The organism is Streptomyces sp. NPDC049577, assembly GCF_040675635.1.
In the GTDB taxonomy this organism is placed as follows: Bacteria; Actinomycetota; Actinomycetes; order Streptomycetales; family Streptomycetaceae; genus Streptomyces.
Map to the genome: position 1 here is coordinate 1 of NZ_JBFAPH010000070.1, position 21,208 is coordinate 21,208.

23 protein-coding genes are annotated in these 21,208 nt (G+C 72.4%); 15 read left to right on the plus strand and 8 right to left on the minus strand.

The window, feature by feature from the left end; translation table 11 throughout:
* Both AB0K09_RS11160 and AB0K09_RS11165 read right to left on the minus strand, forming a co-directional pair.
* The coding region (locus AB0K09_RS11160) for a DeoR/GlpR family DNA-binding transcription regulator (protein ID WP_366065048.1) at positions 1–817 on the minus strand (817 nt) is incomplete at its 3' end.
* A gap of 82 nt (positions 818–899) precedes the next feature.
* On the minus strand, positions 900–2,348 hold the full coding sequence (locus AB0K09_RS11165; protein WP_366065049.1) for an NAD(P)H-quinone dehydrogenase: 1,449 nt from the start codon (positions 2,346–2,348) through the stop codon (positions 900–902).
* 142 nt (positions 2,349–2,490) lie between these two features.
* Between AB0K09_RS11165 and AB0K09_RS11170 the strand changes: the two genes are divergently transcribed.
* The 3 genes from AB0K09_RS11170 (at position 2,491) to AB0K09_RS11180 (ending at position 5,691) form a co-directional block, all read left to right on the plus strand.
* Positions 2,491–2,928 carry a gamma-glutamylcyclotransferase gene (locus AB0K09_RS11170; protein WP_366065050.1) on the plus strand — a complete coding sequence of 146 codons (438 nt, stop codon included), beginning with the start codon at positions 2,491–2,493 and terminating at the stop codon, positions 2,926–2,928.
* 102 nt (positions 2,929–3,030) lie between these two features.
* Positions 3,031–3,852 carry a purine-nucleoside phosphorylase gene (locus AB0K09_RS11175; protein ID WP_366065051.1) on the plus strand — a complete coding sequence of 274 codons (822 nt, stop codon included), beginning with the start codon at positions 3,031–3,033 and terminating at the stop codon, positions 3,850–3,852.
* A 153-nt stretch (positions 3,853–4,005) separates the two neighbouring features.
* Positions 4,006–5,691, plus strand: a complete 1,686-nt coding sequence (locus AB0K09_RS11180; protein WP_366065052.1) for a phospho-sugar mutase — start codon at positions 4,006–4,008, stop codon at positions 5,689–5,691.
* A gap of 80 nt (positions 5,692–5,771) precedes the next feature.
* Here the strand turns inward: AB0K09_RS11180 and AB0K09_RS11185 are convergent, their stop codons facing one another.
* Complete coding sequence (locus AB0K09_RS11185; RefSeq protein WP_366065054.1) at positions 5,772–6,353, minus strand: PH domain-containing protein; 582 nt, start codon at positions 6,351–6,353, stop codon at positions 5,772–5,774.
* 102 nt (positions 6,354–6,455) lie between these two features.
* Here AB0K09_RS11185 and deoC point away from each other — a divergent pair, with 102 nt between their 5' ends.
* The 3 genes from deoC to AB0K09_RS11200 are packed head-to-tail and all read left to right on the plus strand — an operon-like array spanning position 6,456 to position 9,767.
* Positions 6,456–7,457, plus strand: a complete 1,002-nt coding sequence (deoC, locus tag AB0K09_RS11190) for a deoxyribose-phosphate aldolase (RefSeq protein WP_366065071.1) — start codon at positions 6,456–6,458, stop codon at positions 7,455–7,457.
* Positions 7,458–7,459: 2 nt separating this feature from the next.
* Entirely contained in the window at positions 7,460–8,890 is a 1,431-nt protein-coding gene (locus tag AB0K09_RS11195) for an aldehyde dehydrogenase family protein (RefSeq protein ID WP_366065055.1), read from the plus strand.
* Entirely contained in the window at positions 8,883–9,767 is an 885-nt protein-coding gene (locus AB0K09_RS11200) for an aldehyde dehydrogenase family protein (RefSeq protein ID WP_366065056.1), read from the plus strand. The genes AB0K09_RS11195 and AB0K09_RS11200 overlap by 8 nt, the downstream gene beginning before the upstream one ends.
* 88 nt (positions 9,768–9,855) lie before the next feature.
* On the opposite strand, the gene AB0K09_RS11205 is transcribed toward AB0K09_RS11200, so the two are convergent.
* Positions 9,856–10,311 carry a hypothetical protein gene (locus AB0K09_RS11205; protein WP_366065058.1) on the minus strand — a complete coding sequence of 152 codons (456 nt, stop codon included), beginning with the start codon at positions 10,309–10,311 and terminating at the stop codon, positions 9,856–9,858.
* Positions 10,312–10,431: 120 nt separating this feature from the next.
* Between AB0K09_RS11205 and AB0K09_RS11210 the strand changes: the two genes are divergently transcribed.
* Both AB0K09_RS11210 and AB0K09_RS11215 read left to right on the plus strand, forming a co-directional pair.
* Positions 10,432–11,058 carry an ATP-binding protein gene (locus AB0K09_RS11210; protein WP_366065059.1) on the plus strand — a complete coding sequence of 209 codons (627 nt, stop codon included), beginning with the start codon at positions 10,432–10,434 and terminating at the stop codon, positions 11,056–11,058.
* 49 nt (positions 11,059–11,107) lie between these two features.
* Positions 11,108–11,581, plus strand: coding sequence for an OsmC family protein (locus AB0K09_RS11215; RefSeq protein ID WP_366065061.1), 474 nt, complete (start codon positions 11,108–11,110; stop codon positions 11,579–11,581).
* Between the two features lie 128 nt (positions 11,582–11,709).
* On the opposite strand, the gene AB0K09_RS11220 is transcribed toward AB0K09_RS11215, so the two are convergent.
* Entirely contained in the window at positions 11,710–12,483 is a 774-nt protein-coding gene (locus tag AB0K09_RS11220; protein ID WP_366065062.1) for a SigE family RNA polymerase sigma factor, read from the minus strand.
* Between the two features lie 212 nt (positions 12,484–12,695).
* Here AB0K09_RS11220 and afsQ1 point away from each other — a divergent pair, with 212 nt between their 5' ends.
* From afsQ1 to AB0K09_RS11245, 5 genes are all read left to right on the plus strand, one after another.
* The gene (gene afsQ1 / locus AB0K09_RS11225; protein WP_366065063.1) at positions 12,696–13,373 is read left to right on the plus strand and encodes a two-component system response regulator AfsQ1; all 678 of its coding nucleotides are present in this window, start codon (positions 12,696–12,698) and stop codon (positions 13,371–13,373) included.
* Between the two features lie 134 nt (positions 13,374–13,507).
* Positions 13,508–15,016: a HAMP domain-containing sensor histidine kinase gene (locus tag AB0K09_RS11230; protein WP_366065072.1), complete on the plus strand. Its 1,509-nt coding sequence runs from the start codon at positions 13,508–13,510 to the stop codon at positions 15,014–15,016.
* Complete coding sequence (locus tag AB0K09_RS11235) at positions 15,013–15,633, plus strand: hypothetical protein (RefSeq protein WP_366065064.1); 621 nt, start codon at positions 15,013–15,015, stop codon at positions 15,631–15,633. The genes AB0K09_RS11230 and AB0K09_RS11235 overlap by 4 nt, the downstream gene beginning before the upstream one ends.
* Positions 15,634–15,749: 116 nt before the next feature.
* Complete coding sequence (locus AB0K09_RS11240) at positions 15,750–16,304, plus strand: VanZ family protein (protein ID WP_366065065.1); 555 nt, start codon at positions 15,750–15,752, stop codon at positions 16,302–16,304.
* 84 nt (positions 16,305–16,388) lie between these two features.
* Entirely contained in the window at positions 16,389–16,598 is a 210-nt protein-coding gene (locus AB0K09_RS11245) for a PspC domain-containing protein (protein ID WP_366065066.1), read from the plus strand.
* A gap of 88 nt (positions 16,599–16,686) precedes the next feature.
* Here AB0K09_RS11245 and AB0K09_RS11250 read toward each other — a convergent pair whose 3' ends face one another.
* A complete protein-coding gene (locus tag AB0K09_RS11250) occupies positions 16,687–17,055 on the minus strand; it encodes an ATP-binding protein (RefSeq protein WP_366065067.1) in 369 nt (122 codons plus the stop codon).
* A gap of 166 nt (positions 17,056–17,221) precedes the next feature.
* On the minus strand, positions 17,222–18,358 hold the full coding sequence (locus AB0K09_RS11255; protein WP_366065068.1) for an adenosine deaminase: 1,137 nt from the start codon (positions 18,356–18,358) through the stop codon (positions 17,222–17,224).
* A 263-nt stretch (positions 18,359–18,621) separates the two neighbouring features.
* Here AB0K09_RS11255 and AB0K09_RS11260 point away from each other — a divergent pair, with 263 nt between their 5' ends.
* Positions 18,622–19,302 (plus strand): alpha/beta hydrolase, encoded by a 681-nt coding sequence (locus AB0K09_RS11260; RefSeq protein WP_366065073.1) that lies wholly within the window; start codon positions 18,622–18,624, stop codon positions 19,300–19,302.
* Positions 19,303–19,304: 2 nt separating this feature from the next.
* Here AB0K09_RS11260 and AB0K09_RS11265 read toward each other — a convergent pair whose 3' ends face one another.
* Positions 19,305–20,348: a LysR family transcriptional regulator gene (locus AB0K09_RS11265; protein ID WP_366065069.1), complete on the minus strand. Its 1,044-nt coding sequence runs from the start codon at positions 20,346–20,348 to the stop codon at positions 19,305–19,307.
* A gap of 36 nt (positions 20,349–20,384) precedes the next feature.
* Between AB0K09_RS11265 and AB0K09_RS11270 the strand changes: the two genes are divergently transcribed.
* The coding region (locus AB0K09_RS11270; protein ID WP_366065070.1) for an MFS transporter at positions 20,385–21,208 on the plus strand (824 nt) is incomplete at its 3' end.

The following is a 21,208-nucleotide window of genomic DNA, read 5'->3' on the forward strand; positions in this document are numbered from 1 at the left end:
AGTTGCGGCCGTCCTGCTCGACCGAGATGTGCACCCCTTGGTCGGCGAGTGCCTGGAGCTCCGTCGCGGCCCGCTCGTCGTGCGGCGGCGGCTCGTCCGTCACCAGCCGGGTGATCACATCGGTGGGCACCGTCTGGAACATCGTGTCGGTGCCCAGCTTCGTATGGTCGGCGAGCACCACGACCTCCGCCGCGGCCTGCACCAGCGCCCGGTCCACGCTCGCGGAGAGCATGTTGGACGTGGACAGGCCCCGCTCGGCGGTCAGCCCGCTCCCGGACAGGAAGGCCCGGGACACCCGCAGCCCCTGGAGGGACTGCTCGGCGCCGCTGCCGACCAGGGCGTAGTTCGACCCGCGCAGCGTGCCGCCGGTCATCACGACCTCGACCCGGTTGGCATGGGCCAGCGCCTGGGCGACCAGCAGGGAGTTGGTGACCACGGTCAGTCCCGGTACGCGCGCGAGCCGGCGGGCCAGCTCCTGCGTGGTCGTACCGGCGCCGACGACGACGGCCTCGCCCTCTTCGACGAAGCTCGCCGCGAGATCGGCGATGGCCGTCTTCTCGGCGGTCGCTAGATGGGACTTCTGCGGGAAGCCGGACTCCCTGGTGAAACCGCCCGGCAGCACCGCACCGCCGTGCCGACGGTCGAGGAGTCCTTCGGCCTCCAGCGCCCGCACGTCCCGCCGTACGGTCACTTCTGAGGTCTGGACGACGCGGGCGAGCTCACGGAGCGAGACCGCTCCGTTCGCACGCACCATTTCGAGGATCAATTGGCGACGTTCTGCAGCGAACACGAAACCGACAGTAACGCCAACGACCATCTGTTTTCAGCAGGTTGCAGCAATTAACGGAAGTCGACCGCAACGCAACCCATGAAGTGGTATAGGGAATCGGAACCCCCGGCTACGCCTCGCGCTGCGTCTTCCTGGTGTGCAGCTGGCGGGCCACCTCGGCGATCGAACCCGACAGCGAGGGGTACACAGTGAACGCGTTCGCGATCTGTTCGACTGTCAGATTGTTGTCGACCGCGATCGAGATCGGATGAATCAGCTCACTCGCCCGCGGTGACACCACGACACCACCGACCACGATCCCGGTACCGGGGCGGCAGAACATCTTCACGAATCCATCGCGAATGCCCTGCATCTTCGCCCGGGGATTCCGCAGCAGCGGAAGCTTGACCACCCGGGCGTCGATCAGACCATTGTCGACATCCGCCTGGGTATAACCGACTGTCGCAATCTCCGGATCCGTAAATACGTTCGCGGATACAGCCTTGAGATTGAGCGGAGCCACCGCGTCGCCCAGGAAGTGGTACATCGCGATACGGCCCTGCATGGCGGCCACCGACGCGAGCGCGAAAACGCCGGTGCAGTCACCCGCGGCGTACACGCCGGGCGCCGAGGTCCGCGAGACCTTGTCGGTCCAGACGTGCCCCGAGTCCTTCAGCCGGACCCCGGCCTCCTCCAGCCCGATCCCGGCCGTGTTCGGGATGGATCCCACGGCCATCAGGCAGTGCGTACCGGTGATCACCCGGCCGTCGGCCAGCGTGACCTCCACCCGGTCGCCCACCCGCTTGGCGGACTGCGCCCGCGAGCGCGCCATGACGTTCATGCCGCGGCGCCGGAAGACGTCCTCCAGCACGGCCGCCGCGTCCGGGTCCTCGCCCGGCAGCACCCGGTCCCGGCTGGAGACCAGCGTGACCTTGGAGCCGAGCGCCTGGTACGCCCCGGCGAACTCGGCACCGGTCACACCGGAACCCACCACGATGAGCTCCTCGGGGAGCTCCTCCAGGTCGTAGACCTGGGTCCAGTTCAGGATGCGCTCGCCGTCGGGCAGCGCGTCCGGGATCTCCCTCGGGTGCGCACCCGTCGCGATCAGCACCGCGTCCGCGGCCAGCGTCTCCTCGGTGCCGTCCGCCAGCCGCACCACGACCCGGCGCGAGCCGTCCGGCGCCTGCTGCGGCTCCAGCCGGCCGCGCCCGCGCAGCACGCGCCCGCCGGCCCGGGTCACCGAAGCGGTGATGTCGTGCGACTGCGCGATCGCGAGCCGCTTCACACGCCGGTTCACCTTGCCGAGGTCCACGCCCATGACGCCCGCGGCCCGCTCCAGCGGCGGGGTGTCGTCGGCGACGATGATCCCCAGCTCCTCGTGCGAGGAGTCGAAGTTCGTCATCACCTCGGCCGTCGCGATGAGAGTCTTCGAGGGCACGCAGTCGGTCAGCACCGACGCCCCGCCCAGACCGTCGCAGTCGACGACGGTCACCTCCGCGCCGAGCTGAGCGGCGACGAGCGCCGCCTCATAGCCGCCGGGTCCGCCACCGATGATCACGATCCGAGTCACGTACTCCATTGTTCCGCACCCATCGAAGCGACTCCTTAGGGGGCCCCGGTCCGCACATTCACGCGACGCCCGCCGGACAGTTCCCCACGAACCTCCCTTCGAGACTGCCACCCCAAATGCCGTCGCGCCTCACTCCCGTACCCTCGGAAGCATGTCGCTCTACGCCGCGTACGCCGGCAACCTCGACGCGCGGCTGATGGCGCGCCGCGCACCCCACTCGCCGCTGCGCGGCACGGGCTGGCTCGCCGACTGGCGCCTGACCTTCGGCGGCGAGCAGATGGGCTGGGAAGGCGCCCTGGCGACCGTCGTCGAGGCCCCCCGCTCCCAGGTCTTCGTGGCCCTCTACGACATCGCTCCGATGGACGAGGACTCGATGGACCGTTGGGAGGGCGTCGGCCTGGACATCTACCGCCGCATGCGGGTCCGGGTGCACACCCTCGACGGCGAGGAACCCGCCTGGATCTATGTCCTCAACGGCTACGAGGGCGGTCTGCCCTCCGCCCGCTATCTGGGCGAAATCGCCGACGCCGCGGAATCCGCGGGCGCGCCGCACGACTATGTGATGGAACTCCGCAAGCGGCCGTGCTGAACTCGACGGGACTCATCTCGTCAGAACGCACAAAGCAACAATCCGAACACCGTAACCGGCGACATCTACGCGCGTAGGCGAAGAGCGGTTACCCTCGTCCGCGTGAACGCATCAGTTACTCCGGACATCCAGGCCGACCCGTACGCCGCGGCCGACGCCGCCGCCGCCCGCCTGCGCGAGCTCACGGGCGCCGAGACCCACGACGTCGCCCTGGTCATGGGCTCCGGGTGGGTTCCCGCCACCGACGCGCTCGGCACCCCCGAGATCGAGCTCCCGGTCACCGAGCTCCCCGGCTTCCCGCCGCCCGCCGTCGCGGGCCACGCGGGCACCATCCGCTCGTACAAGGTCAACGACAAGCGCGTGCTCGTCTTCCTCGGCCGCACGCACTTCTACGAGGGCCGCGGCGTGGCCTCCGTCGCGCACGGCGTCCGCACCGCCGTCGCCGCGGGCTGCAAGACCATCGTCCTGACCAACGGCTGCGGCGGTCTCCGCGACGGCATGCGCCCCGGCCAGCCGGTGCTGATCAGCGACCACATCAACCTCACGGCGACCTCGCCGATCGTCGGCGCGAACTTCGTCGACCTCACCGACCTGTACTCGCCCCGCCTGCGCGCCCTGTGCAAGGAGGTCGACCCGACCCTCGAAGAGGGCGTGTACGTCCAGTTCCCCGGCCCGCACTACGAGACCCCGGCCGAGATCAAGATGATCCGCACGCTGGGCGCGGACCTGGTCGGCATGTCCACCACCCTGGAGGCCATCGCGGCCCGCGAGGCGGGCGCCGAGGTGCTCGGCATCTCCCTCGTCACCAACCTCGCCGCCGGCATGACGGGCGAGCCCCTCAACCACGAGGAGGTCCTCCAGGCCGGCCGCGACTCCGCCGCGCGGATGGGCGAACTGCTGGCCCAGATCCTCGACCGCCTCTGACGGACGCCGCAGGCGCGTGATTTCCCCACCCGCCCACCCATGACCCCCGGCATACCGGGGTACGGGTGGGCGGGTGCTCCGTTCAAGGCCCGCCCCACCCGCAGGCCCGCCCCCGCACCCACGTACAACCGAACCCACCCCGGAGGGAACCCCGTGGAGCGAGACGTCATCGCCCAAGCCCGAGCGTGGCTCGCCGAGGACCCCGACCCCGAGACCCGCGACGAGCTGGCCGCGCTGATCGACGCCCAGGACGTCACCGAGCTGACCGCCCGCTTCGCCGGCACCCTGCAGTTCGGCACCGCCGGCCTCCGCGGCGAGCTCGGCGCCGGCCCGATGCGCATGAACCGCACCGTCGTCATCCGCGCCGCCGCCGGTCTCGCCGCGTATCTGAAGAAGCAGGGCCACGCCGGGAAGACCGTCGTCATCGGCTACGACGCCCGCTACAAGAGCGCCGACTTCGCCCGCGACACCGCCGCCGTCATGACCGGCGCCGGCCTGAAGGCCGCGCTCATGCCGCGCCCCCTCCCGACCCCCGTCCTCGCCTTCGCCATCCGCCACCTCGGCGCGGTCGCGGGCGTCGAGGTCACCGCCAGCCACAACCCGCCCCGGGACAACGGCTACAAGGTCTACCTGGGCGACGGCTCCCAGATCGTGCCCCCGGCCGACGCGGAGATCGCCGCCGAGATCGCGGCGATCGCGAGCCTGAACGACGTGCCCCGCCCCGACGCCGGCTGGGAGACCCTCCCCGAGGAGACCGTCGTCGGCGCCTACCTGGAGCGCACCGACGCCGTCCTGTCCACCGGCTCCGCCCGGGACGTCCGCGTCGTCTACACGCCCATGCACGGCGTCGGCCGCGACGTCCTGACCGCCGCCTTCGCCCGCGCCGGCTTCCCGGCACCGGCCGTCGTCGCCGAGCAGGCCGAGCCGGACCCGGACTTCCCCACGGTCGCCTTCCCCAACCCGGAGGAGCCGGGCGCGATGGACCTCGCCTTCGCGACGGCCCGCGCGGCCGCCGAGGCGGGCGCCGCGCCGGACATCATCATCGCCAACGACCCCGACGCGGACCGCTGCGCGGTCGCCGTGCCCGCCCCGGACACGGCCGAGGGCTGGCGCATGCTCCGCGGCGACGAGGTCGGCGCGCTGCTCGCGACGCACCTCGTGCACAAGAAGGCGGCCGGCACGTTCGCGACGACGATCGTCTCCTCCTCGCTGCTCTCCCGCATCGCCGCCGCCTCCACCGGCACCCCGTACGAGGAGACGCTGACCGGCTTCAAGTGGCTCGCCCGGGTGAACGGCCTGCGCTACGCCTACGAGGAGGCGCTGGGCTACTGCGTCGACCCGGAGGGCGTCCGCGACAAGGACGGCATCACCGCCGCCCTGCTGGTCGCCGAGCTGACGGCGGAGCTGAAGGAGTCGGGCCGCACGCTCACCGACCTCCTCGACGACCTGGCGGTCGAACACGGGCTGCACGCCACGGACCAGCTGTCGGTGCGCGTGGAGGACCTCTCCCTCATCGCCGCCGCGATGCGCCGGCTGCGTGAGCAGCCCCCGACGGCCCTGGCGGGTCTGCGGGTGGCCTCCGCGGAGGACCTCACCAAGGGCACCGAGACCCTGCCGCCGACGGACGGCCTCCGCTACCACCTCGCCGGTGACGAGGCGGGGACGGTCTCGGGCGCCCGCGTCATCGTGCGGCCGAGCGGCACGGAGCCGAAGCTGAAGTGCTACCTGGAGGCCGTGGTCCCGGTGTCGTCGGCGACGGCGCTCGCCGACGCGCGGACGCTTGCCGCCGACGTCCTGTCCGCGATCAAGCGCGACGTGGCGGAGGCCGCGGGCATCTGACCGCCCTCAGGAGGGTCCGGGGGTGCCGCCCCCGGGCCCTCGGACGTTCCGAGCGACGGGTGGGCGGACGGGAAGAGGCGTCAGCGCGCCGCCAGGACGACGAGCAGCACGAGCCCGACGAACGACGGCACGATCATCTCGTACGCCCACCGCACATTCACCTCACCCTGCGCGGTAGCGCGCTCCGCGTTCTTCTCGGCGAGATCCCGCAGCGCGGAGACCGCCGCGTCGGCCGTCGCGCGCCCCGCCTCGCCGTCGCCCTCGCGCTCGCCCCGCCGCACGGCGCGCTTGCGCTGGCGCAGGGAGACCGGGATCGACCACAGCTGGTACGTGCGCCCCCCGGCGAGCACCTCGCTGGAGTAGCCGGCCCGGACGGCGTCGACGGCGCCCCACGGCAGGGTGATCGTGCGGAAGGGGTTGCGGACGAGCAGCCGGTCCGCCCCGGCCCAGACCCCGGGGCGGAGGGTGAAGGCGATGATCAGTGGCACCACGCACAGCATTCCGGCCAGCGCGAGCCACGGCGTGCGGCCCTCGCCGCGGGCGATCGCGTCGCCGCCCAGCCAGGCGACGAGCCCGAGGAGCAGCACGCCGGTACCGATCCCGGCGGGAGACCGGTAGGACCGGTCGGCGTATTCCTGGGGGGCCTTCGGGGAGCTCGTCATGCGGCCGATTGTGCACCACGGCGCCAGACTGGTGGTGTGACGAGGGAGTCGTTCGCAAGGGGTGACACGCGCTACGCGCGTAGATATGCTCGTCGGGTGACCATGCCCCCACCTTCCACGTTCCCCTCAACCGGCAACGAGGCCGCGGAGCGACTGGCGTCGATGGCGGACGTGACCGCCTCCGACGGTGCGCTGCGCCGCTTCCTGCACGGCCTGCCGGGTGTCGACCCGGTCGGGCTGGAGGCCCGCGCGGCAGCGCTCGGCACCCGCTCGATCAAGACGACGGCGAAGGCCTACGCCATCGACCTGGCGATCTCCATGATCGACCTCACGACCCTGGAGGGCGCGGACACCCCCGGCAAGGTCCGGGCGCTGTGCGCCAAGGCCCTCAACCCCGACCCCACCGACCGCGAGACGCCGCGCACCGCGGCGATCTGCGTGTACCCCGACATGGTGGCGACCGCCGCCGAGGCCCTGCGGGGTTCCGAGGTCAAGGTGGCGTCCGTGGCGACCGCGTTCCCGGCGGGCCGGGCGGCCCTGCCGGTGAAGCTGGCGGACACGGTGGACGCCGTCGCGGCGGGCGCGGACGAGATCGACATGGTGATCGACCGCGGCGCGTTCCTGGCCGGGCGTTACCTCTCCGTCTTCGAGGAGATCAAGGCCGTCAAGGACGCCTGCCGCCGCCCGGACGGCACGGCCGCCCGGCTGAAGGTCATCTTCGAGACCGGCGAGCTGTCGACGTACGACAACATCCGCCGCGCCTCCTGGCTCGGCATGCTGGCCGGCGCCGACTTCATCAAGACCTCGACCGGCAAGGTGGCGGTGAACGCCACCCCGGCGAACACCCTGCTGATGCTGGAGGCCGTGCGCGACTTCCGCGACGCGACCGGGGTGCAGGTCGGCGTGAAGCCGGCGGGCGGCATCCGGACGACCAAGGACGCGCTGAAGTTCCTGGTGCTGGTCAACGAGACCGTCGGCCCGGAGTGGCTGACCAACGAATGGTTCCGCTTCGGTGCCTCCAGCCTCCTCAACGACCTGCTGATGCAGCGGCAGAAGCTGAGCACCGGGCGCTACTCCGGTCCCGACTACGTGACGGTGGACTGATCATGGTTTTCGAATACGCACCGGCGCCCGAGTCGCGCGCGGTCGTCGACATCGCCCCGTCGTACGGGCTGTTCATCGACGGCGAGTTCCGCGAGGCGTCCGACGGCAAGGTCTTCAAGACGGTCTCGCCGTCGACCGAGGAGGTCCTCTCCGAGGTCGCGCAGGCCTCCGCGGAGGACGTGGACGCGGCCGTCAAGGCCGCGCGCAAGGCGTTCGAGAAGTGGTCGGCGCTGCCGGGTTCGGAGCGCGCGAAGTACCTGTTCCGCATCGCGCGGATCATCCAGGAGCGCTCGCGCGAGCTGGCCGTCCTGGAGACGCTGGACAACGGCAAGCCGATCAAGGAGACCCGCGACGCGGACCTCCCGCTGGTCGCCGCGCACTTCTTCTACTACGCGGGCTGGGCCGACAAGCTGGACCACGCCGGCTTCGGCCCGAACCCGAAGCCGCTGGGTGTGGCGGGCCAGGTCATCCCGTGGAACTTCCCGCTGCTGATGCTGGCGTGGAAGATCGCCCCGGCGCTCGCGGCGGGCAACACGGTCGTGCTGAAGCCGGCCGAGACCACGCCGCTGTCCGCGCTGTTCTTCGCGGACATCTGCCGCCAGGCGGGTCTGCCCAAGGGCGTCGTCAACATCCTCACCGGCGACGGCTCGACCGGCGCCGCGCTCGTCGGGCACGAGGGCGTGGACAAGGTGGCGTTCACCGGCTCCACCGCCGTCGGCAAGCAGATCGCCCGGACCGTGGCCGGCACGGACAAGAAGCTGACCCTGGAGCTGGGCGGCAAGGGCGCGAACATCGTCTTCGACGACGCGCCGATCGACCAGGCGGTCGAGGGCATCGTCAACGGCATCTTCTTCAACCAGGGCCAGGTCTGCTGCGCGGGCTCCCGCCTGCTGGTCCAGGAGTCGATCCAGGACGAGCTGCTGGACGCCCTGAAGCGCCGCATGAGCACCCTGCGCGTCGGCGACCCGCTGGACAAGAACACCGACGTCGGTGCGATCAACTCGGCCGAGCAGCTGGCCCGCATCACCGCGCTGGCCGACAGCGGCGAGGCGGAGGGCGCCGAGCGCTGGGCCCCGGCCTGCGAACTGCCGGGCAACGGCTACTGGTTCGCCCCGACGCTCTTCACGAACGTCACGCAGGCGCACCGGATCGCGCGCGAGGAGATCTTCGGCCCGGTGCTGTCCGTGCTGACCTTCCGCACCCCGGGCGAGGCCGTCGCCAAGGCCAACAACAGCCAGTACGGGCTGTCCGCCGGCATCTGGACGGAGAAGGGCTCGCGCATGCTGGCCGTCGCGGGCAAGCTGCGCGCCGGTGTCGTCTGGGCCAACACGTTCAACAAGTTCGACCCGACCTCGCCCTTCGGCGGCTTCAAGGAGTCGGGCTTCGGCCGCGAAGGTGGCCGTCACGGTCTGGAGGCCTACCTCGATGTCTGATCGTCTGAGCGTGCTCAAGACCTACAAGCTGTTCGTCGGGGGCAAGTTCCCCCGGTCCGAGAGCGGGCGGGTGTACGAGGTGACCGACTCAAAGGGCAAGTGGCTGGCCAACGCCCCGCTGTCCTCCCGCAAGGACGCGCGTGACGCGGTCGTCGCGGCGCGCAAGGCGTTCGGCGGCTGGTCGGGCGCCACGGCGTACAACCGCGGCCAGATCCTCTACCGCATCGCCGAGATGCTGGAGGGCCGCCGCGATCAGTTCGTCGCGGAGGTCGCGGACGCCGAGGGCCTGTCGAAGTCGAAGGCCGCGGCCCAGGTGGACGCGGCGATCGACCGCTGGGTCTGGTACGCGGGCTGGACCGACAAGATCGGCCAGATCACCGGTGCGGCCAACCCGGTCGCCGGCCCGTTCTTCAACGTCTCCTCCACGGAGCCGACCGGCGTCGTCGCCGTGCTGGCCCCGCAGGAGTCGTCCTTCCTCGGCCTGGTCTCCGTGATCGCCCCGGTGATCGCGTCCGGCAACACGGCCGTCGTCATCGCCGCCGAGAAGGCGCCGCTGCCGGCGCTGTCGCTCGGCGAGGTGCTGGCCACCTCCGACCTGCCGGGCGGTGTGGTCAACGTCCTGTCGGGCAGGACCGCCGAGATCGCGGTGCCGCTGGCCGCGCACCAGGACGTCAACGCGATCGACCTGGCGGGCGCGGAGGCCGAGCTGGCCCGGTCGCTGGAGGTCGAGGCGGCCGACAACCTCAAGCGCGTGCTCCGTCCACAGCCTGTGGACTGGTCCGCGGACCCGGGCACGGAGCGTCTGACGGCCTTCCTGGAGACGAAGACCGTCTGGCACCCGACGGGTTCCCTGGGCGTCGGCGGCTCCTCCTACTGAGCCGTCCGGCCCTGCCGTACGCGCCCGACGGCGGCTTCCCGGTACGTCCGGGGAGCCGCCGTCGGCGTATGTGCGCTCAGTCGTGCCGTCAGCCCGGGAGCAGGCCCGTGGCCATGCCGACCACCGGGATGTCCTTGACCTTGCCGCCCTTGGCCAGGGATCCGGTGAGCAGTTGGGTGCCGACCGGCTTGAAGTCGCCGATCCGGGTGCCCACCCCGTTGTCCAGCGGGTTGAAGGCGCCGGGGGCGAGCGGGTTGACGGGCAGGCCCTTCACCACGGGCCCGAGGCCGTGGACGGTCTGGTCCAGGCCCTCGCCGGTCCCCCGCACGGCTGCCGCCAGGTCGAAGGGGCCGATCTGGGCGGCCGGCTGGGCGCTCGGCCCGACCGGTGCGACCGGTTGGGCGGCGAGCGGCTGGGCGCCCGCCTGGCTCGCGCCGGCGGCGACGAGCGCGGCGCCGGCCGAGGCGGTCAGCCCGAGGCGCCGCAGGACGCGGAGGAACGGCGGGGGCGGTACGGGGCGTGCGTGACGTGCGCGGGAGGTCATGACACCACCGGGGTTCGAGTGGACGAATTCGGTCGCTCACCGTATCCGACCGAATACAGGGCGTGTTGGTACAACCCGGGGGGATCGCCCACGCGGGGCAATGCGTCACACTGGTGTCCCGTGAGTTCCCTCCTGTCCTCCGCGCGCGTCATCCTGCTCACCGGTCCGTCCGGTTCCGGGAAGTCGTCCCTCGCCGCCCGTACCGGGCTGCCCGTCCTCAATCTCGACGACTTCTACAAGGAGGGCGGCGACCCGACGCTGCCGCTGCTGGCGGACGGCTCCGGCACCGACTGGGACTCGCCGCTGTCATGGGACGCGGACGCCGCCGTCGCCGCGATCGACTCCCTGTGCCGCACGTCCCGGGCGGACGTGCCGGTGTACGACATCGCCACGAGCTCGCGGATCGGCGCGAACAGCCTGGACATCGGCCGGACGCCGCTGTTCATCGCCGAGGGCATCTTCGCCGCCGACGTCATCGACCGCTGCCGGGAGCTCGGTCTGCTGGCCGACGCGCTGTGCCTGCGCGGCCGGCCGTCCACCACCTTCCGCCGCCGCCTGCTGCGCGACCTGCGCGAGGCGCGCAAGCCCGTCCTCTACCTGGTCCGGCGCGGACTGCGGCTGATGCGCGAGGAGCGCGGCATCGTGGCCCGCCAGACCGCTCTGGGTGCGTTCGCCTGCGGCCGGGAGACCGCCATGGGACGCATCGCCGCCGCGGCCGCGGGCCGGCGTGAGAGCGTACGCATCTGATCAGGTTTTGATCAGGTACTGATCGCTGAGCGTCGGGAGGGGAAGCGTCATGGCACGGGAGCACACCTACGAGACCACGGTGACCTGGACGGGCAACCAGGGCACCGGCACCGCCACCTACCGCGGCTACGGCCGCGACCACGAGATCGCCGCCGAGGGCCGGCCCGGTCTGCTGGGCAGCTCCGACCCCGCGTTCCGGGGCGACGCCGCCCGCTGGAACCCGGAACTGCTGCTGCTGGCCGCCCTGTCCGAGTGCCACATGCTGGCGTATCTGCACGTGTGCGCGAGCGCGGGCGTGGTGGTCACCGCCTACACCGACCAGGCGCACGGCACCATGCGCGAGACCGCCGAGGGCGGTCACTTCACCGAGGCGGTGCTGCGCCCGCGCGTCGAGGTGGCGGACGCCGCGATGACCGAGCGGGCGGCCGCCCTGCACGAGGCGGCGCACCGGGGCTGCTTCATCGCCGCGTCGGTCAACTTCCCCGTGCGCCACGAGCCGGTCGTCACCGTCCGCGGCGCCTGACGTCCTGCGGACACGCGAGAGCGGGCCCGGCGATCCCCCCGGCCGCCAGGCCCGCTCTCTTCCCCCGTGGTTTCCCCCGGTTTCCCCCGTGTCCCCCGTGTTCCCCCGTCTCCCCGGAGAGCCCGCCGCTAGGCGACCAGCTCCCCGAAGGACTCCTGCAGGGCCCGGCCGTTGCCGAGCGCCTCGTCGTCGCGCAGCCGGCGCAGGGAGCGCCAGATGCTGCTCTTGACCGTGCCGACGCTGATGTCGAGGATCTCGGCGATCTCCGGGTCCGTACGGCCCTCGTAGTAGCGCAGGACGAGCATCGTGCGCTGGAGTTCGGGCAGCCGGGCCAGGGCCTGCCAGAGCACGGCGCGCAGCTCGGTGCCGCGCATCGCGTCCTGCTCGGCCACCGTCTCCGGCAGCTCCTCGGTCGGGTACTCGTTGAGCTTGCGCCGGCGCCAGGCACTGATGTGCAGGTTCGTCATCGTGCGGCGCAGGTAGCCGCCGACCGCGGCCTTGTCGGTGATCCGGTCCCAGGCCCGGTAGGTGGAGAACAGCGCGCTCTGCAGCAGGTCCTCCGCCTCGTGCCGGTCGCCGGTGAGGTGGTACGCGGTCGCGTACAGGGAGGCCCGGCGCTCCTGGACGTAGGCGGTGAACGCCGCTTCGGCGTCCGCCGTCACCGTCCGGGTCGCGTTCCTGTCACGCTCCCCTGCGGCCCCCGAGGCGCCCCCCGCGCCTCCTCCGGGCTCCCCGTACGCGATCGCGTCGATGGCCACCAGATACGGCGGCCTCACACGCCCGGTGCCACGAGCACACCCCCGCACACCCGCGGCACCAGACTTCTCCTGACCCCTGCCGGTGCCGACGTCGTGCAGACGCGTACGCACTGCGCTGGTCGTGGTGCTGTGCAGTGTGTTCATCTCACGCCCCCCGTCGGTGGTGCCGGATGGATCCGTTCTCGGCCGGGGGTTTCCCACCCGGTGCACCTCAGCCTGCCGGGCCAGTTTCATCGCGTTGTCCGCCGACTGTCACAGCCGTGCAACAGGCCGGGGTGGCGTCCCGCGGAGCCACGACGACCGGAGCGGAGCGCCCTCTGTCGATCCGGGGCCCGGTCTTGGGCCAGAATGAGGCCGTGCCTTTCCTGTTGCTGATCGAGGACGACGACGCCATCCGCACGGCCCTCGAATTCTCGCTGTCACGCCAGGGTCACCGTGTGGTGACCGCGGCGACGGGCGAGGACGGCCTGAAGCTGCTCCGCGAGCAGCGGCCGGATCTGATCGTGCTGGACGTCATGCTGCCGGGGATCGACGGCTTCGAGGTGTGCCGCAGGATCCGGCGCACCGACCAGCTGCCGATCATCCTGCTCACCGCGCGCAACGACGACATCGATGTCGTGGTGGGCCTGGAGTCCGGTGCGGACGACTACGTGGTCAAGCCGGTGCAGGGCCGGGTGCTGGACGCCCGGATCCGCGCGGTGCTGCGCCGCGGCGAGCGGGAGTCGAACGACTCGGCGACCTTCGGTTCGCTGGTCATCGACCGGTCCGCGATGACGGTCACCAAGAACGGCCAGGACCTCCAGCTCACCCCGACCGAGCTGCGGCTGCTGCTGGAGCTCAGCCGGCGGCCGGGGCAGGCGCTCTCCCGGCAGCAGCTGCTGCGCCTGGTCTGGGAGCACGACTACCTCGGCGACTCCCGGCTGGTGGACGCCTGCGTCCAGCGGCTGCGGGCCAAGGTCGAGGACGTGCCGTCCTCCCCCACCCTGATCCGCACGGTGCGCGGCGTCGGCTACCGCCTCGACGCCCCGCAGTGACCCCGCGGTGATCCCCCGTGGACCGCTGTGGACCTCTGTAGACCTCCGGAACGAGTACGGGAAGCGCACAAGTGACTGAAGAGCCCGCCGGGATGCGGGGCTGGGCGGCCGCCAGGAACACGGCGCGGCTCAGCATGCGGTGGATCAGCCTGCGGCTGCGGCTGATGCTCGTGTTCGCCCTGGTGGCCCTCGCCGCCGCCGTGTCGGCCTCCGCGATCGCGTACTGGCTGAACCGCGACGCCGTCCTCACCCGTACCCAGAACGCGGCCCTGGACGACTTCCGCAAGTCCCTCCAGGACAACACCGCCTCGCTGCCGCTGACGCCGACCTGCCCGGAGCTCCAGGAGGCCGCGGACCGGATGGCGGGCACCTCGCAGAAGTACGAGGTCCTGCTGATCGGCAAGGTCAAGGGCGGCGGCGACTGCGCCGCACCCTCCGACCGGGACCTGTTCACGCTCAAGGTCGTGCCGCAGTCGCTGGTCACGGCGGTGAACCGCGAGCGCCGCGTCGACGAGTCGAACGCGTACCCGTACCACCTGTACTGGCAGCGGATCACGCTGGGCAACAAGCCCTACCTGGTCGGCGGCGCGAAGGTGATCGGCGGCGGGCCGACCGGCTATCTGCTGAAGTCCCTGGAGAACGAGCGGGCCGACCTGAACTCGCTGGCCTGGTCGCTGGGCATCGCCACCGGGCTCGCCCTGATCGGCTCCGCCCTGCTCGCCCAGGCCGCGGCCTCGACCGTGCTGCGGCCCGTGCAGCGGCTCGGCGACGCCGCGCGGCGGCTCGGCGAGGGCAAGCTGGACACCCGGCTCCAGGTGTCCGGCACGGACGAACTGGCCGAACTCTCACGGACCTTCAACCGGACCGCGGAAGCGCTGGAGAAGCGGGTCGAGGAGCTGAGCGCCCGGGAGGCGGCCAGCCGGCGGTTCGTGGCGGACATGTCGCACGAGCTGCGTACCCCGCTCACCGCGATCACGGCCGTGACCGAGGTGCTGGAGGACGAGGCCGACTCCCTCGACCCGATGATCGCCCCTGCCGTGCAGCTGGTGGTGAGCGAGACACGGCGGCTGAACGACCTGGTGGAGAACCTCATGGAGGTCACCCGCTTCGACGCGGGCACGGCCCGGCTGGTGCTGGACGACGTCGACGTCGCCGACCAGGTGACGGCCTGCATCGACGCGCGGGCCTGGCTGGACGCGGTCGAGCTGGACGCCGAGCGCGGCATCATGTCCCGCCTCGACCCGCGCCGGCTGGACGTGATCCTGGCCAACCTCATCGGCAACGCCCTCAAGCACGGCGGGTCCCCGGTGCGCGTCGCCGTGCGCCCCGTCGACGACCGGCTGGTCATCGAGGTGCGCGACCACGGCCCCGGCATCCCCGAGGACGTCCTGCCGCACGTGTTCGACCGCTTCTACAAGGCCAGCGCCTCCCGGCCCCGGTCCGAGGGCAGCGGTCTGGGCCTGTCGATCGCCCTGGAGAACGCCCACATCCACGGCGGCGAGATCACCGCCGCCAACTCCCCCGAGGGCGGTGCGGTCTTCACCCTCACCCTCCCGCGCGACGCCTCCGACCTCGCCCGCGAACCGGACGGGACCGGCACGAACGGCAATGGCGCCGGCCCGGCGGAAGGGGGCGCACAGTGAGACGCCCGCGCTTCCCCCGGGCCGCCGCCGCGCGGACGGCCGCCGGGTCCTCCGCGCTGCTGGCCGGGCTCGCCCTGCTCACCGGCTGCGGCATCCGCGGCACCGCCGTCCCGGTCGACGCCGGCGGCGCGCCCTCCCGCGCCACCTGCGTGGTGCGCCCGGGCGCCCAGTCCTCCGCGGCCTCCGGCAGCGCGGCCCTGTCCGTGCAGCTGCTGTGCACCTCGCAGCTACTGCCGGTGACGCGCAACGTGCCGCTCCCCGACGGGGACGACGCGGTGAAGGTCGCCCGCGCCCTGCTGGACGAGCTCCGCCGGCAGCCCTCGCCCGCCGAGGACGACGCGGGCTTCTCCACCGACGTGCCGGGCAACCTGTCCGTCGCGGGCCCCGGCAGGGGCGACCCGTCCGCCACGCTCCGGCTGAGCACGGCCCCGGACGACCTGCCGCCCCCGGCGCTGGCCCAGCTGGTGTGCACCTATGCCGGCACGGCCGCGGCGGACGGGAAGAGCAGCGTCGTGCTGGGCGGCCCGGGCACGGAGAAGCCCAAGCGCTACACGTGCACGGACGAGCTCCGCACCCGCCCGGAGTCGGTCCAGGGCACCGGCGTCACGGTCTCCTGAACCGGCTCCTGATCCGGCGGGGCCCCGGCCGGGGGTTCCGCCGGGGCGACCGGCGCGCTCACCCTGCGTGGCGTACCCCCGGAACCGCGCGCCCCGCGCCCCGCGTCCTGGGGGGCGTGCAGCGTCATGGTTACGGCGGTACGCCCGCCCTCCGATACCGCTACCGCGTGGTGGGCCGTGTGCTCCTGGCCGTCCATCTGCTGGTGGTGACCTGGCTCGCCCTGCGGCCCCTGACGGCACCCTGGGTGACCGCCGCGCACCTGGAGCCGCTGGCGACCCTGCGGGCCGACCTGGCGCTGGCGCCCTGGGAGGCGGCCCGCACGATAGGGGCGGGGCTGCTGCCGTTCGCGCCGCTGGGGGTGCTGCTGCCGTGGGCCGGCGGCCGGCTCGCGGTCTCGGAGCTGGGCTCGCTGACCCGCACGGTCTTCACCGCCGTGATGCTCTCGCTGGCGCTCCAGGTCGTCCGCAGCGGCGTCGTCGGGCAGGTCCTGGACGTGGACGGGCTGCTGCTCAACGTCACCGGCGTCGCGGTGGCGCACCTGGCCGTGGTGCCCGCCGTACGGGCCCGGCTACGCCGCAGGTCCGAGACGGGCCCGGGCCGCCCCCTCCGCCGGGAGGAGCCGGATCCGGTGCTGACCCGCACGATCCCCAGGGTCGGGATCGCTCCGTAGGGCGACGCCCGGCGCGGCCCGCGTCCGTAGCGTTGTGGGTGTCGGGAAACGTTCCCGCACCGCACACGACGAGGAGTCACCGCCATGTCCGCTCCGCTGGTCCGCCCCCGGAACCACAGGATGATCGCCGGCGTCTGCGCGGGGCTGGCCGAGCGCTTCGGGATGTCCCGCACGACGATGCGGGTGATCTTCCTGCTCTCCTGCCTGCTGCCCGGGCCGCAGTTCCTGCTCTACCTCGCGCTGTGGATCCTGCTGCCGTCGGAGAAGGCGCACCGGGAGGCCCAGGCGTGGTGAGCCGTCCGCGCACGGCGCGAACGCGGCGGGCCGCGCACCCCCACCGGGGTGCGCGGCCCGCCGCGTCGTGGGTCGTCGCGCGTTGTGCTCAGTGACCGCCGCCGGTGCCGGGCATGGAGATGCCCTTGAAGCCGGTGGGCAGCAGGCCGAGGAGACCGCTGTTGCCCTTGCTGTCCTGGGGGAGGTTGGGGGCCAGGGAGTTGTCGACCGCCTTGGACGCGTTGTGCAGGACTCCGCTGCCGAGGACCCGGTTCACCGCCGAGACGGCCGTGCCGCCGGGGGCCGCCTTGGCGACCTGCTCCAGGGGCATCTTCTGCGAGGTGACCTCGACGGTGGTGGCGACCGACTCGAGCGTGCCCGGGGTGCCCGCCGCCGCGGAGGCGGTTCCGGCCGCGGTGATGGCGATGGCAGCACCGACGGCAGCGGTACCGAGAGACTTGAGGGTTCCCTGCTTCATCTGATTGTGTCCTCGTGACGGGGGGAATTTTGAGCGGCACTGCAAGCTAGTCACGAGAACCGGGGGCCCGCAATAAGTGACACGGCCGGGACGAGAAGTCCCGGCCGTATTCACGGAGATTGCCCAGCGGCCGGCGAGTCGCCCCGCCGGTCAAGGGAATTGCTGGTCAGACGCTCTGCACCGGCGTCGGGCGGAACAGCCACTCGGACTTCAGCTCCGCGTAACCCGGCTTGATGACCTCATTGATCATGGCGAGACGTTCATCGAATGGGATGAAGGCCGACTTCATCGCGTTGACGGTGAACCACTGCATGTCGTCGAGCGTGTAGTGGAACGCCTTGACCAGGTGCTCGAATTCACGGCTCATGCTGGTACCGCTCATCAGCCGATTATCCGTATTCACGGTAAGGCGGAAATGCAGCCGGCGCAGCAGACCGATGGGGTGCTCCTCGTAGGAAGCGGCCGCCGCGGTCTGGAGGTTGGAGGTCGGGCACATCTCCAGCGGGATGCGCTTGTCCCGGACGTAGGAGGCGAGCCGGCCGAGCGTGACGGTGCCGTCCTCGGCGACCTCGATGTCGTCGATGATGCGCACGCCGTGGCCGAGGCGGTCGGCGCCGCACCACTGCAGGGCCTGCCAGATGGAGGGCAGGCCGAAGGCCTCGCCGGCGTGGATGGTGAAGTGGTTGTTCTCCCGCTTGAGGTACTCGAACGCGTCGAGGTGGCGGGTGGGCGGGAAGCCCGCCTCCGCGCCCGCGATGTCGAAGCCGGCGACGCCGGAGTCGCGGTAGCGGTTGGCCAGTTCGGCGATCTCCAGGGCGCGGGCGGCGTGCCGCATGGCGGTCAGCAGCGCGCCGACGCGGATGCGGTGACCGTTCTCGCGGGCCCGGCGCTCGCCCTCGCGGAAGCCCTCGTTCACGGCCTCGACGACCTCTTCGAGGGTGAGCCCGGCCTCCAGGTGCTGCTCGGGCGCGTAGCGCACCTCGGCGTAGACGACGCCGTCCGCGGCGAGGTCCTCGGCGCACTCGGCGGCGACGCGGACGAGCGCCTCACGGGTCTGCATGACGGCGCAGGTGTGCGCGAAGGTCTCCAGGTAGCGCTCCAGCGAGCCGGAGTCGGCCGCCTCGCGGAACCAGACGCCCAGCTTGTCCGGGTCGCTCTCGGGCAGCTTGTCGTAGCCCGTCGCGCGGGCCAGGTCGACGACCGTCCCGGGGCGCAGGCCGCCGTCGAGGTGATCGTGGAGCAGCACCTTCGGCGCGCGGCGGATCTGCTCCGGAGTGGGTGTTGAGATGGTCTCGCTCGTCATTTCGGCACTGTAGCCCCTACGCGCGTAGATATCACCGAACGATACGGAACGGTGACCCTTCGGCGGGGTGGACAGCGGGCGTCCTTCTGCCATGGTTGTCTGCCATGGCTCAGCAGCAAGCGTTGCCGCAGCGGGACCCCGACGAACCGGGCGGCTCCGGGGAGCATGCCGCGCAGGGGCGCGAGAACGGTCCGGAGGACTCCGCCGCCCGGCTGGGAAGGCCGCTCGGCGCCCAGGGGGGCGCCGGTGACACGGTCCACGGTGTGGCCCTGCTGCTGCCCTCCGGGCCGGCCACCGGGACCCGCGGACCCGGCCGGCTGACGGTGGCCGCCCAGCGGCCGCTGGCGCGCCGGCTGACCCGGGCGGGTGAATCGGACGGACTGGCCGTGCACGTCCTGCGCTACCGGCACCGCGGCTGGAACGGTCCTGCCGCGCACCCCGTGCGGGACACCGAGTGGGCCGCGGACGAGCTGGTGCGGCGCTACGGGGACGTGCCCGTGTGTCTGGTCGGCACCGGCATGGGCGCGCGGGCGGCCCTGCGCGCCGCCGGGCACGCGGCCGTGACCTCGGTGCTCGCCCTGGCCCCGTGGCTGCCCGAGCCGGAGGCCCTGCTGGCCCCCGACCCGGTGCGCCAGCTGGCGGGACGGCGGGTGCTGCTGGTGCACGGCACCAACGACGGGCGGACGGACCCCGATCTGTCGTACCGGCTCGCGGAGCGGGCGAAGAAGCTCAACCGCGACGTGTGCCGCTTCGAGGTCCACTCCGACGACCACGGTCTGCGTCAGCACCGCGCCGAAGTCCTCGCCCTCGCCGCCGACTTCGTGCGCGGCACCCTCTTCGGCCATCCGTTCGCCCGGCCGCTGGCGGACGCCCTGGCGGCCCCGCCGCCGCTGGGCCTGCGGATGCCGCTGGCCTCCGGCTTCGGGCAGTCGCTGGAGCACTGAACTCAGCGGTGCAGCAGCAGCTGTCCGCGCCGGGAGAGCAGGAACCGCTTGAAGGCGGCGACCGGCGGGGTGTCGGGGTGCCCGTCCAGCCACGCCACCCCGATCTCCCGCACCGCGCGCGGCGCGGTGACGGTCAGTTCGACGACGCCCGGCCGGGGCACGGCGGGCGGCGGCAGCAGCCCGACCCCCAGCCCGGCGGCCACCATGCCGCGCAGGGTCTCCGGGTCCTCCCCCTCGAACGCGATCCTGGGCGTGAACCCGGCCTCGGCGCAGAGCTTGTCCGTGATGCGCCGCAGCCCGTACCCCGGCTCCAGCGTCACGAACAGCTCCGTCGCCGCCTCCGCGAGCCGGATCCGCTTCCGCCCGGCCAGCGGGTGCGCGTCCGGCACGACCAGCCGCAGCTTCTGCTCGTCCAGCCGCCGGGCGACCAGGTCGGGCGCGTCCGGCACGGGCGAGGTGAGGCACAGGTCGAGCTCGCCGGCGCGCAGCCGTTCCAGCATCGCCTCGCCGTAGTTCTGGATCAGCTGGAACCGCACGCGCGGATGGTCGGCCCGGAAGGCGCGGATGAGTTCGGGTACGGTCTCGGAGCCCATCGTGTGCAGGAAGCCGAAGGCGACCTTGCCCGCGCCGGGGTCGGCGTCGGCCCGTACGGACTCGGCCGCCCGGTCGACCTCCGAGAGCGCGCGCTCGACGGAGGCGAGGAAGGTGCGCCCGGCGGCGGTCAGCGAGACCGTGCGGCCGTGACGGGCGAACAGCGCGACGCCCAGGTCCTGTTCGAGCCGGGCCATCGAGCGGCTCAGCGTCGACTGCGGCATGCCGAGCCGCGCGGCGGCGCGGGTGACGTGCTCGTAGCGGGCGACGGCGGCGAACTGCGCCAGGCGCGGGGTGAGGGTGGCCGCCCAGGAGTCGGCCTCGATGTCGGCGGTGGCGTCCTTCACCGACGTGACATCAGGTTCCCGTATTGATCTTCTGTTGCCATTTGATGACAGAGGGGGCTGTGACCTGCGGTCATGCTGCATGGGATTGATTATCGGCATTCTGTGCATTGGACGCATCAAATGCAGGGTGCATACGTTGGGGGCATGCCTCCTGCCGATACCGGGGCATCCGTCGTCATCGCGCGCTCGGATGCCTCCGCCCCGTCGTCCCTCCGCTCCCTGACGTCCCTCGACACCGACGACCGGCTGATGCCCGGCGGGTCCGGCTACCGGCGCATGAGCTTCGGGCTCTTCGCCGCCGGCGTCGCCACGTTCGCCCTCCTCTACTCCACGCAGGCGCTGCTTCCCGCGATCTCCGCGGGGCTGGGCGTGACGCCCGACGAGGCCAGCTGGACGGTCTCCGCCGCGACCGGCGGCCTCGCCATCGCCGTCGTCCCGCTGAGCGCGCTCTCCGAGCGGTTCGGGCGGCGCACGATGATCACCGCCGCGCTGTGCGTGGCGGCCGTGGTGGCGCTGCTGGTGCCGTTCGCGCCGAGCCTGGGCTGGCTGGTGGGGCTGCGCGTGGTGCAGGGCGCGGCGCTCGCGGGCGTGCCCGCGTCGGCCATGGCGTACCTGGCGGAGGAGGTCCGGCCCAAGGCGCTGGTCGGCGCGATCGGACTGTTCGTCGCGGGCAACAGCATCGGCGGCATGACCGGCCGCATCCTCGCCGGCTGGGCCGCCCAGGCGTGGGGCTGGCGCGCCGGCCTCGCGGCCGTGGGCGCGCTCGCGGTGGTGTGCGCGGTCGCCTTCCGGCTGCTGATCCCCCGGGCCCGGCACTTCACGCCGTCACCGGTCTCCGCCCGCTCCCTCGCCCGGACGGTCGGCACCCACCATAGGTCGGCGGGGGTGCGATCGGTGGTGTTCATCGCCGTCAGGGTACGCGGCGAGGGCTTTGACGGTCAGTCGGAGAGGGCCGCTCCGGACGGCTT

Coding starts and splice junctions, on each gene's coding strand:
- AB0K09_RS11165 (WP_366065049.1), bottom strand. CDS start 2,348: ATGGAGTACGTGACTCGGATCGTGATCATCGGTGGCGGACCCGGCGGC.
- AB0K09_RS11170 (WP_366065050.1), top strand. CDS start 2,491: ATGTCGCTCTACGCCGCGTACGCCGGCAACCTCGACGCGCGGCTGATG.
- AB0K09_RS11185 (WP_366065054.1), bottom strand. CDS start 6,353: ATGACGAGCTCCCCGAAGGCCCCCCAGGAATACGCCGACCGGTCCTAC.
- deoC (WP_366065071.1), top strand. CDS start 6,456: ATGCCCCCACCTTCCACGTTCCCCTCAACCGGCAACGAGGCCGCGGAG.
- AB0K09_RS11195 (WP_366065055.1), top strand. CDS start 7,460: ATGGTTTTCGAATACGCACCGGCGCCCGAGTCGCGCGCGGTCGTCGAC.
- AB0K09_RS11200 (WP_366065056.1), top strand. CDS start 8,883: ATGTCTGATCGTCTGAGCGTGCTCAAGACCTACAAGCTGTTCGTCGGG.
- AB0K09_RS11205 (WP_366065058.1), bottom strand. CDS start 10,311: ATGACCTCCCGCGCACGTCACGCACGCCCCGTACCGCCCCCGCCGTTC.
- AB0K09_RS11215 (WP_366065061.1), top strand. CDS start 11,108: ATGGCACGGGAGCACACCTACGAGACCACGGTGACCTGGACGGGCAAC.
- AB0K09_RS11220 (WP_366065062.1), bottom strand. CDS start 12,483: ATGAACACACTGCACAGCACCACGACCAGCGCAGTGCGTACGCGTCTG.
- AB0K09_RS11230 (WP_366065072.1), top strand. CDS start 13,508: ATGCGGTGGATCAGCCTGCGGCTGCGGCTGATGCTCGTGTTCGCCCTG.
- AB0K09_RS11245 (WP_366065066.1), top strand. CDS start 16,389: ATGTCCGCTCCGCTGGTCCGCCCCCGGAACCACAGGATGATCGCCGGC.
- AB0K09_RS11250 (WP_366065067.1), bottom strand. CDS start 17,055: ATGAAGCAGGGAACCCTCAAGTCTCTCGGTACCGCTGCCGTCGGTGCT.
- AB0K09_RS11255 (WP_366065068.1), bottom strand. CDS start 18,358: ATGACGAGCGAGACCATCTCAACACCCACTCCGGAGCAGATCCGCCGC.
- AB0K09_RS11265 (WP_366065069.1), bottom strand. CDS start 20,348: ATGCACAGAATGCCGATAATCAATCCCATGCAGCATGACCGCAGGTCA.